This is a genomic window from Burkholderia sp. Ax-1720, assembly GCF_011753035.1.
Lineage (GTDB): Bacteria > Pseudomonadota > Gammaproteobacteria > Burkholderiales > Burkholderiaceae > Burkholderia > Burkholderia gladioli.
The window spans coordinates 20,814-27,004 of record NZ_VWWK01000097.1 but is presented as its reverse complement, the minus strand read 5'-3'; the positions used below and the strand labels follow the sequence as shown (position 1 = coordinate 27,004).

Annotated in this window: 5 protein-coding genes; 3 read left to right on the top strand and 2 right to left on the bottom strand. The window is 68.7% G+C overall.

Annotated features, from left to right (window positions below; genetic code table 11):
• Positions 1 to 12: 12 nt before the first annotated feature.
• Together F3J18_RS23725 and F3J18_RS23720 are read right to left on the bottom strand one after the other, a co-directional pair.
• Positions 13 to 1,038 carry a ChuX/HutX family heme-like substrate-binding protein gene (locus F3J18_RS23725; protein WP_240156429.1) on the bottom strand — a complete coding sequence of 342 codons (1,026 nt, stop codon included), beginning with the start codon at positions 1,036 to 1,038 and terminating at the stop codon, positions 13 to 15.
• A 141-nt stretch (positions 1,039 to 1,179) separates the two neighbouring features.
• Complete coding sequence (locus F3J18_RS23720; RefSeq protein WP_166914558.1) at positions 1,180 to 3,516, bottom strand: TonB-dependent hemoglobin/transferrin/lactoferrin family receptor; 2,337 nt, start codon at positions 3,514 to 3,516, stop codon at positions 1,180 to 1,182.
• Positions 3,517 to 3,795: 279 nt separating this feature from the next.
• Between F3J18_RS23720 and F3J18_RS23715 the strand changes: the two genes are divergently transcribed.
• The 3 genes from F3J18_RS23715 to F3J18_RS23705 all read left to right on the top strand — a co-directional run bounded on the left by F3J18_RS23715 (position 3,796) and on the right by F3J18_RS23705 (position 6,158).
• Positions 3,796 to 4,947 (top strand): nucleoside hydrolase, encoded by a 1,152-nt coding sequence (locus F3J18_RS23715; RefSeq protein WP_166914557.1) that lies wholly within the window; start codon positions 3,796 to 3,798, stop codon positions 4,945 to 4,947.
• Positions 4,948 to 5,116: 169 nt separating this feature from the next.
• Complete coding sequence (locus F3J18_RS23710) at positions 5,117 to 5,428, top strand: zinc ribbon domain-containing protein (protein WP_166914555.1); 312 nt, start codon at positions 5,117 to 5,119, stop codon at positions 5,426 to 5,428.
• Between the two features lie 7 nt (positions 5,429 to 5,435).
• Entirely contained in the window at positions 5,436 to 6,158 is a 723-nt protein-coding gene (locus tag F3J18_RS23705; protein WP_017919822.1) for a hypothetical protein, read from the top strand.
• Positions 6,159 to 6,191 lie beyond the last annotated feature (33 nt).

The window sequence follows — 6,191 nt, the reverse complement described above, 5'->3', positions numbered from 1 at the left end:
CGTGCCGCGCGCTCATGCCTGCACCTCGTCGCGATCGGCCGCCGGCGCGAGCCGCGCCAGCGCCTCGCGCCAGCCCGCCAGCTCCGGCGCGCCCGGCTTGCGCGCGCCGAACAGCATGGCGATGGTCTCGCCGCGCTCGTCGAACAACTCGACCGAGCTGACCACGCCGTCGCTGGTCGGCTTGCGCACCAGCCAGGCGCTGTCGACCAGGTCGGTGCGCAGGTGCAGGTTGAAATCGGGATCCATCACGTTGAGCCAGGGCCCCATCGGCACCAGGTTCGCCACCGGCCCGGTATGGATCTGGATCATCCCGGTATTGCCGACGAACACCATGATCGGCAGGCCGCTCGCGGCCACGTCGTCGAACAGCGCGCGCAGCGCGCCATCCTCCAGCCGCCGCGCGCGCGACTCGCCGGCCAGCCGCAGCGCCTGCAGGCGGCCCGCGCCGAACTTGCGCAGCATGCCGAAGAACTCGTGGGTGTCCTGCATCGCGTCCCAGGCGGCCCGGAAGCCGGCCAGGTCGATCTCGCGGTCCTCGCGGCCGACGGCGGGCGCCGGCGCGGGCGCGACCGCCAGGCCCGCGGCCTGCGGCACCGCCGCGTGGCGCGTCACCAGCGCGTCGAAGGCCGCGTGGTCGCTGTCGGCACGCAGGTAGAGCTTGGTGATCGCGGTGCCCTGCGCGTCGAAGAACTGCAGGCTCTTGCGCTCGCCGCCCTGCTCGCTCGCCTCGCGCACCGCGAAGGCCGAGGCCCACTTGCCGTAGAAGATGCGCAGGTCGATCGCGCTGCCGAGCGCGAGCCCGACCTGGCCGTCGTGGCTCATCTTCTCGAACTGGCCGATCTTCTCGTGCACGGCCGCCTCGTTGCGGGTCAGCGTCATCACCGTGCCGAGCAGCGGGATCGCCTCGTAGAGTTCGACGAAGCGCGCATCGAGGCGCACCACGTGCTCGCCGACGAAGGCGGCCAGCGCCTCGCCCTCGCTCACGCCGAGCGTGGCGGCGGCATCGCGGTGGCGCAGCTTGCGCTCGGTGCGCAGCATGGTGAAATCGCGCCGCAGCGCGGCCAGCGAGGCCGCGTCCTGGGTATAGGAATGGGTGGCGGCCTGGGCGCCGGTGGTGGAGGCAGTGGTCATGATGCGGTGTCCTCGGTCATGAAAAAGCGGGAAGTCCTGGCCGGCCGATCAGAAATCGATCTTCATGCCGACATTGAAATTGCGGCCCGGGGCGGTAAGGGCCGCGATGGTGGCGGCGCCGTCGCTGTCCTTCAGGCCGCGCACGTCGTTCCAGACCCAGTACTTGCGGTCGAACAGGTTGTTGATGCCGGCCGTCAGGCTGACGTGGCGCGAGAAGCGATAGCCAGCGTGCAGGTCGACGATGGTGAACGAGGGCGTGGAATAGAAGCTCGGATCCGACATGTCGGACTTGCTCTTGCGCGAGTTGTAGGTCAGGTCGACGCCCGCGAACCAGCGCTCGCCCCCGGTGTAGCGCAGCCCCAGCACCACCGCGAGCGGCGGCACCGTATCCAGCCCGGTGGTCACGCCGTCCTTGGTTTCGGTGCCGCGGATCCAGGCCAGGCCGCCCTTCACTTCCAGGCTGTCGTTGACCAGCCAGTCGGCCTTGGCCTCGAGGCCGCGGATCGAGGCCTTCGAGAAATTCACGTACTGCACCGTGTACGGATCGTTCGGCGAGCGCACGTTGCCGCCCACCACCTTGGTGTCGATGAAGTCGTTGTAGCGCCCCGCGAAGCCGGCCAGGCTGTAGTTCACGTGGCCCGCGCCGACGCCGAACTTGCCGCGCGTGCCGAGTTCGAAGGTGTTGCTGGTTTCCGGCCGCAGGTTCGGGTTGCCGACCTGCTGGTAGAACAGGCCATAGGAGCCGGCCGGGTTGTAGTAGCTGTTGACCTGGTAGGCCGAGGGCGCGCGGAAGCCGCGTGCGTATTGCACATAGGGCACCAGGGCCGGCGTCACCTCGTAGAGCAGCGCCAGGCGCGGCGACACCGCGTTGTCGGTGAGGCCGGTGGTCGGCTTGGTCGAGGTGGCCGCGGCGGTGTTGTAGGTCGCGTCCGCGTGCGGCGTCATGCGGAACCAGTCGAAGCGCACGCCCGGCACGATGCTCAGGCGATCCCAGCGCGCCTCGTCCTGCAGGTAGGCGCCGAAGTTGGTCTGGGTGGTCTTCGGGAACACTTCCGGATAACCGTCGCCGCCCGGCACCCACTCGCCCGCCGCCGAGCTCGAGGTGCTGTAGTGCGAGACGCTGACGTCGAAGCCGTAGGTGAGCTGGTGCCGCCAGGCGCCGGTGGCGAAGCGGCTGTCGGCCACCAGGTTGCCGCCCAGGATGTTGTCGCGATAGTCGTTCACGCGCGAGCGGCTGGCCGCGGCGCCCGTCGCGCTCAGGCCGCCGATGTCGAGCGTCTGGTGGGTCTGGGCATTTCGGTAGTAGACCGAAGCGTGCAGCTGCTGGAAATACGGGTTGCTGTCGTCGCGGTGATCGTAGTCGAGCTTGACGCGATTGCTCTGCACATCGTTGCCGGTCACGTAGCGGTTCGCCGTGTAGTCGCGCGAGCTGCGCCCACCCCATTGATAAGCGCCGCCGAGCTGGGACAGGCCATCGCTGGAATTGGTGTTGTCGAGCGTCTCGGCGGTCAGCTTCAGCGTGTCCTCGCGGCTGAGCCGGAACACGATCTTGCCCAGCGCGTTGCGGTTGTTGTAGGTCAGCGGATCCGGCTTCGAGCGGTTCGCGCCGAGCCCGCCCACCTCGCCCTGGTTGTCGGTCTCGTGGCCGTGGCGGCCGCTCAGCACCAGCATGCCCTGCACGCGCTCGCCGCCGAACGCGGCGGTCGCCGTCGAGCCCCAGCTGCGGTCGGTCGAATCGTAGCCGCCCTTGAGCGAGAAATAGGTCGGCTTGCGGTAGATCGCCAGCAGCGCCTTCGGGTCCTTGGTGACGAAGTTGACGGCGCCGGTCAGGCCGTCGCTGCCGTACAGCACCGAGGTCGGCCCGCGCAGCACCTCGATGCGCTCGTAGAGATCGGTGTTGAGATAGTCGCCGCGGCCCGCGGCGCCCGAGCCGAAGGCGAACGACTGCGGCAGCGGCATGCCGTCCTCGAGCATCAGCACGCGATTGCCCTCCAGGCCGCGGATATTGATGCCCTCGTTGCCGGCGCGCCCCGACACGCCCGTGATGCCGTTTGGCCGATAGGCCTGGCGGCGCACCTCGACGCCCGGCTCGTACTTCAGCGCGTCCTTGATGTCGCGTGCGTTGTTGTCGTCGATATCGTCGCTGGTGATCACCGATACCGAGGCGGCGGTGCGGCTCAACTGGGTGGTCCCCACGCGATTCGCGGTCACCGAGATCGCCTTGAGGGTCTCCTCGCGGCGCAGCGGCGACGAGGACGCGCCACCCTCCGCCTGGCGCGACGGCCGCGCCGTCTCCACCGCATTGGGCTCGGCCATCGCCACGGCGCAAGTCTTCGCGAGCACGGCCGGCACGACGATCCTGACGAAACGACGTTTGAACTGCATCTGCTACTCCCCGTTTTGAGTGGTTCTCGATCGGCGCCCCCAACCCATATTCCGGGAGGCTGCCGCGGGCGATTGTATCGTAAACGCGAATCATTACTATTTGCATTCGTAAGTTAGAACGTCGCAGCCGGAATCCATGCCGGGCGAGGCAGGCGCGACGGCGATGCCACGCCGGAGATTGATCCGGACCCGCTTGTTCATACAGAATGCTTGCACCGCGCCGGTCCGAGGGGACATGCCGAACGGCGCGGGCTACCCATCACAACATCGGAGGCATGCATGAAGCACTGGATTCTCAAGCTGGCACTGACGGCGGGCATCGCGGGACTGGGCGCCGCCCTGGCCGGCTGCGGCGGCGCCGACACGCTGCAGCCCCAAGGCGCGGCGCCCAAGGTCATCATCGACAGCGACTACAACACCATGAGCGACGACGGCCAGCTCGGCGTGATGGCCGCCCAACTGCAGGCGCAAGGCCGCATCGAGGTGCTCGGCATCTCGGTGGTGTCCGGCAATCAATGGCTCAGGCAAGGCGTGGCGGATGCGCTGAAGTCGGTCGAGCGGCTCGGCGTGGGCGACCGGGTCGGCGTGTATGCCGGCGCCAACTACGCGCTGTCGCACGACTACGCCACCATCCAGCGCGAACTCGCGCAATCCCCGGGCGGCGACGGCTACCTGGGCGCCTGGAACACGCCCGAGCCGAAATCGGATGCCGACCTGGTCGCGCCGCCCGACGGCTTCGCCACGCATACCAGGTTGCAGGCCAAGAGCGCCGTCGACTTCATCGTCGACAGCGTCAAACAGAACCCGGGCCAGGTGACGATCCTCGCGATCGGGCCGCTCACCAACATCGCGCTCGCCACGCGCCAGCATCCCGAGATCGTGCCGATGATCAAGCAGATCATCTACATGGGCGGGGCCATCGACGTGCCCGGCAACACCACGCCGAGGGCCGAGTTCAACTGGTGGTTCGATCCCGAGGCCGCGCGCGAGGTGCTGCGCCTGCCGATCAAGCAGGTGGTGGTGCCGCTCGACGTGACCGACACGGTGCGCATGGACAAGAGCGTCTACGACCGCATCACGCGCGATCCCGCCAAGCAGACCGCCATCACGCAAATCTTCAAGCAGTTGAACGGTTATGGCTTCGACGGCAAGAACGGCTTCGAGACCAATCCCAACTACACCACCAACATCTGGGACACCCTGACCATCGCCTACCTGATGGACCCGAGCTTCGCGACCCAGACCGTCGACGAATGGGTGGACGTGGACACCAGCTTCGGCGCGAACGACGGCAAGTCGACCGGGTATGCCAGCAATCCGCCGCCGGGCCTGCAGAAGATGCGGATCGTGAAGCGCTTCGACAACGCGCGCTTCTTCGACTACTACGTCGACCTGCTGACGCGGCCGGTGCCGGTCAAGCTGCCGAACTAGGCGATCCCGGGCCGCGCGGCGAATCGTGCTCCGCGCGGTTGACCCTGAAGTGGCTTCAGGGTGTTTACTACGTTCCTGCGATCCTCGGCACGGCAACGGCTGCCCTGCCGCGGGCCCGCCCGGCGGGTGCGCCTCTCGCGCCATCGCGCTCTTTATCAAGGAGTACGGAATGAGTTTCTGGGGAAACAAGCGGCACGGCGGCCATCACGGCGGCGGACAGGGTCATGCGTCGTCGACGGGGTCGGGGCATCATCGCGGCGAGCGGCAGCTACCTTCGCCCGCCGCGTCACCGGCGCCGTCCTCGCTACCTTCGGCGGCCGATCCCGTGGCCTGCCCGCAATGCCGCGCGCCCAGCCCGCGTGGCGCGCGGTTCTGCAGCCAATGCGCGGCGGCCCTGCTGGCGGCGGCCTGCTCACAATGCCGGAATACGCTGCCGGCCGGCGCGCGGTTCTGCCCGCAATGCGCGGCGCCCGCCGCCTGAACGCGCCATGACTCCCGCCGTCAAACTCGCCCTGCTGACGCTGCCGCCCATCGTGGCGGCCTGCCTCGGCGCGCTGGTCGCCGCGCTGCGGCCGCCCCGCCCGGCCACCTCGAGCCTGATCCAGCACTTCACCGCCGGCATCGTGTTCTCGGCCGCCGCGCTAGAACTGCTGCCCAAGGACCGCACCTACGCCAGCCTGCCCGTGGTGGTCGGCTTCGCGCTGGGGCTCGGCCTGATGCTGGCGATCCGCGCGCTGTCGCGGGTGGTCGAGACCCGGCTCGAGACGGCGCGCCTGCCGGTCAGCCTGATCATCGTCACCGCCATCGACCTGCTGATCGACGGCCTGGTGCTCGGCATCGCCTTCTCGGCCGGCGACCAGACCGGGCTGATCCTGACCGTCGCGCTGACGCTGGAAGTGCTGTTCCTCGCGCTCTCGGTCAGCGCGGCGCTCGCCGCGGCCGGCATCGGCCGCACGCTGGCGATCGCGATCCCGATGGCGATGTCGGCGCTGCTGAGCCTGGCGGCGGTGATCGGCAACGCCGTGTTCTCGGGGCTGCCGCCCACGCCTTACGCGGCCCTGCTCGGGCTCGGCACGGTCGCGCTGCTGTACCTGGTCACCGAGGAACTGCTGACCGAGGCGCATGAGGTGCCCGACACGCCGCTGGCGACAGCGGCGTTCTTCGTCGGCTTCGTGGTGTTCTTCCTGCTGGAGGGAGCGGTGGGCGGATGAAACCGCGCCGGAAATGAAGAAAGCCGGCACAAG